This window comes from Candidatus Aminicenantes bacterium, assembly GCA_026393795.1.
Lineage (GTDB): Bacteria > Acidobacteriota > Aminicenantia > UBA2199 > UBA2199 > UBA2199.
On sequence record JAPKZL010000057.1, the window covers coordinates 1 to 3,813 of the forward strand.

Consider the following 3,813-nt stretch of genomic DNA (forward strand, 5'->3'; position numbering starts at 1 on the left):
AAAGCTTAACTCCGAACTCTCCTCTTCTTCCTGCTCCGAACTCCGAACGCTTAACTCCGAACTTCTTCTCTTTCTCCTACTCCGAACTCCGAACGCTTAACTCCGAACTCTTCTCTTTCTCCTACTCCGAACTCCGAACGCTTAACTCCGAACTTCTTCTAGAGCCATGAGGGTCTTGAATTATCAGGTTAATCCTTTATAACGACGAACATGGATTGCTTTCCATTCTAAAAGTGGTTGCCGACGAATGCGATCTTGAAGGTGGATATCCGTGGTCAAAATTGTCGGGTCGATCACTCCCTGATCCAGTAAAAGATCTAAAAAATGCCGCTCTGCTTCATTCCATTGCAGAAATGGTTTTAACAGTCGTTGGCAGTTTTCCACCAAGTCCCGTCCAAAGTCAACGGCGTTTTTTTTGTCAGGGAGCATTCCTGAACGGAGTGTCGGGAAAAGCTGTTCCACCAATTCCCTAGCTTCAAAACGGATATCCTCTACATGAATAGTTCTCCAATCTTTGCGATTCATGGCGCCATAGACGATTACAGCGATGCGGAAACGTTGCGGATCAAGGTTTGCAGATTGCATTATCCAGTGACTATCAAAAAGGTCTCTGGCTTTTCTCCTTGCTAATAACGCCGAGATTTTTCCTGCTGCCAGCTCATTGAAATCCAATATGGGAATGTCTATGGCCTGCCATCCGCCTACATTGGTTGAATCTAATGCCGCAATCGGCCATAAGGGAACCCGGCACATGAAGTTGATATCAACCTCCAGATTGCTTGTCCGGCCATAAGCGTTTAGATATCGTAGCCGCCATTTTCCACCCGCATGTTCATCGGGTATACGTTTCACCGAGAATCCTTCGCGGGCAAAGACTGCTTGCACGGCTTGATCGATTTTAGGGCGGTCGGCAAGCATGGCCATACGATCTTCCTTACCAATATAGTTCAGATCGACATCGACGGAAAGCCTTTGCACATCAGAATAAAAGAGATTCAGAGCCGTACCTCCCTTAAGAACCAGTTTTTTTTTGAGATACGGATGCTGTTGAAATTTGCCCAGCAGCGCTAATAGTTGCGCTACTTTTTCCAGAATTTCGGCATTGAAGCCGGTAACTTGAGCCGCGGCAGAGAGCCTCTGCAAAGAAATGTTCATAAAACCTCTGCCCAGGTCCGATCAAGGATTTCAGTCGGGACCACCAGATTCCAGTCCGAGACGAGTCTCCCGGTTCGGCGGTTGTTCCGGTTCAGGTAAAGTGGTTGTTTCGGGCCAAGATCGCGCAGAATTTTCAAGTATTTATCTTCGACCATCAATGACTCGCGATGTTGTTCCAGATAAAATCCCACCTTGGCGGCTGTGGTGGCATTTTCGAGCAGCAAGGTATAAGCCACTACTTTGTCGAGGTCCAAAAACCCAACCGATTCCAGCGAGCGCCATATTTCTTCCCAACTGCCGGACAGATTGGGCCGGTCGAGGACATCCACGATCGTGCGCTCCAAACTGGTGACGGTCAGTTCCATCCCCAAGCGCTCCATGGTAACGACATCAAAAATGGTTTTATCTTTCCGGATCAAGGCTGTGGGAAATTTTGTTCCCCGGAAGACTGTTTTTCTGAATGTAACCGGCGGCACAGGACGCAATGCCAGGTAGCGGAAGATATGCTGAGCTGAATACGCATGTCCATGGAACTCAAGGGCCGTATGAAATGCGAGTACGGCATCTTTCGTCATTCTTGCTGCCAGGAGGAAAGAATCCACGGGATATGTACCGGGATCGGCTTTACTCGGGACAACCGCGAAGAGATTATTGCGGACTTGAATCACCCTGCCCGTTTTTTTATGATAAGCCAACAGCGACTCGCGATCCCTTGCTCCGACCGGCCTATATGAAGCCAAAAAATGAGAAAGTTCCGGCCCTGTAAATACCGGATGGCTTTGAAAAAAAGTCTCAAGTTTCATTTGGCCTTCCTTGACAATATTACTTAAATACCATAATTATGTTATGTGATTCGCGGTTTTTTGTCAAGTGTTTTGTCTTAAAAAACCAATTCGCCATTGAAGTTCTTGAATCAGGGTCGCGCATAGCCTGAAAGAAAATCGCTCCGGGCAAAAAAAGAGAGTTTCTTTTCCATGCTGTACATCGTCTACCGTATACCGATTTCTTACCTTTGACCCATGACCTAAAATCAGAGATTCGCGATTGGGAAGAAAATATGTCAGACATCAGATGTCAGACGTCGGAAGACAGATTACAGAATCTGCTAAATCGACTTGCCTCTTACTCCGAACTCTCCTCTTCTTCCTGCTCCGAACTCCAAACGCCGAACTCCGAACGCTTAACTCCGAACTTCTTCTCTTCTTCCTGCTCCAAACTCCAAACGCCGAACTCCGAACTCTTCTCTTCTTCCTGCTCCGAACTCCGAACTCTCAACTCCGAACTCTTCTCTTCTTCCTACGCCGAACTCCGAACGCTTGACTCCGAACTCTTCTCTTTCTCCCGCGCCCAACTCCGAACGCTCGACTCCCATTATTGTGTTTCTGATAATTATCATTTATAATAATTATATGAAATACAGAGAATTTGCCGGCAAGTTCCCGAAAACTGTTTTCACGTTTCAGGAGGCGTCCCTGGTGGACAGGGAATCGTCCGTGGCCGGGCTCAGGCTGCAGCTGCATCGCTGGGTGAAACGCGGTGATTTGATGCGCATCCGCAGGGGGGTCTATGCCTTTACCGATAAAGCGGCGCCCTGGCAGGAGCAAATCCGGATGATTTATCCTCCCGCCTACGTCAGCTGTGAGGCTGCTCTCAGTATGCACGGCATTATTCCGGATGCCCCTTTCGAGCAGACACTGGTGACGCCGCGGATTACGCGCGTGTTTAAAACACCATGGGGCCGTTTTGTATTCCGCCATATTCGTTCCGGGCTTTTTACGGGGTACGATCCGGTCACGTTTCTGGCTGAGCCGGAGAAGGCGGTGCTGGATTATTTTTATTATCACCATGCGCGCCTTCATGCCGACCCATTGTTTTGGCAAGAGGCGCGCTGGCTGAATTTGTCCCGCTTAAGATGGCGGCGCGGCGAGCGCTACCTGGCGCTTTATGGAAAACCGGTTATTGAACGTTTGTGGAGGTCTTTAAAGGAATATGCAAAAACTAACCAGGATTATTAGCGAACATCCGGGGGCGACGGTTGTCGAGAAATGGAACCTTTGCCGTGAATATCTGCAAACGCGCATCCTGCAATCCCTGTATGCTCTGCCAATGGGCAAGAGGCTTGTTTTCCACGGCGGCACCTGTTTGCGGATTTGCCACGGAACCAGGCGCTATTCCGAAGATCTGTATTTTTCATTAGTCGAGGGGAAAAGTGTTTTTTCACTGGAAAAAACCGCGGCGGCCGTTGTCCGTGATTTGCAACGGCTGGGATTCAAAGCGGAACAGAAGGTAAACGCTGAGCAAACGGTTCAAAAAGCGTTTGTGCGGGTGGCGGGCCTGATCGATCATTTCAATTTGCCCGCAAGCAAAAATCAAAAGCTGACCGTGAAACTTGAAGTGGATGTCAAGCCGCCCGGGGGCGGAGTGGTGGAAACATTTTTTGTTTCAAGATTCGACGAGCTTTTTCCAATCAGCAAATACGATTTGCCCACCCTTTTTGCCGGCAAGATGCTGGCCCTACTTTTCCGTCCTTACAGCCGGGGGCGGGATTACTATGATGCGCTGTGGTTTCTAAAAAACAAAACAACAGGCAATATGGCTTATTTTGCATCCGGCGTCAAACAGGCAAAATCAGGCGGCAGGCATTTTCAGGCCTGGGAC

General features: G+C 48.8%; 5 protein-coding genes. 2 read left to right on the forward strand and 3 right to left on the reverse strand.

All coding sequences use genetic code 11. The features are described from left to right. Positions 1-183: 183 nt before the first annotated feature. The 3 genes from NTW95_02630 to NTW95_02640 all read right to left on the reverse strand — a co-directional run bounded on the left by NTW95_02630 (position 184) and on the right by NTW95_02640 (position 2,551). Positions 184-1,155 (reverse strand): nucleotidyl transferase AbiEii/AbiGii toxin family protein, encoded by a 972-nt coding sequence (locus NTW95_02630; protein MCX6556316.1) that lies wholly within the window; start codon positions 1,153-1,155, stop codon positions 184-186. Then, complete coding sequence (locus tag NTW95_02635; GenBank protein ID MCX6556317.1) at positions 1,152-1,958, reverse strand: transcriptional regulator; 807 nt, start codon at positions 1,956-1,958, stop codon at positions 1,152-1,154. Before NTW95_02635 ends, NTW95_02630 begins: the two co-directional genes overlap by 4 nt. A 377-nt stretch (positions 1,959-2,335) precedes the next feature. Then, positions 2,336-2,551, reverse strand: a complete 216-nt coding sequence (locus NTW95_02640; protein MCX6556318.1) for a hypothetical protein — start codon at positions 2,549-2,551, stop codon at positions 2,336-2,338. A gap of 13 nt (positions 2,552-2,564) precedes the next feature. Between NTW95_02640 and NTW95_02645 the strand changes: the two genes are divergently transcribed. Together NTW95_02645 and NTW95_02650 are read left to right on the forward strand one after the other, a co-directional pair. Then, a complete protein-coding gene (locus tag NTW95_02645; protein MCX6556319.1) occupies positions 2,565-3,170 on the forward strand; it encodes a type IV toxin-antitoxin system AbiEi family antitoxin domain-containing protein in 606 nt (201 codons plus the stop codon). Next, on the forward strand, positions 3,145-3,813 hold a 669-nt coding region (locus tag NTW95_02650; GenBank protein ID MCX6556320.1), incomplete at its 3' end, for a nucleotidyl transferase AbiEii/AbiGii toxin family protein. The genes NTW95_02645 and NTW95_02650, both read left to right, overlap by 26 nt.

Bases quoted from the DNA above. Each gene is read 5' to 3' on its own strand.
- NTW95_02630 (MCX6556316.1), bottom strand. From the start codon at position 1,155: ATGAACATTTCTTTGCAGAGGCTCTCTGCCGCGGCTCAAGTTACCGGC.
- NTW95_02635 (MCX6556317.1), bottom strand. From the start codon at position 1,958: ATGAAACTTGAGACTTTTTTTCAAAGCCATCCGGTATTTACAGGGCCG.
- NTW95_02640 (MCX6556318.1), bottom strand. From the start codon at position 2,551: ATGATAATTATCAGAAACACAATAATGGGAGTCGAGCGTTCGGAGTTG.
- NTW95_02645 (MCX6556319.1), top strand. From the start codon at position 2,565: ATGAAATACAGAGAATTTGCCGGCAAGTTCCCGAAAACTGTTTTCACG.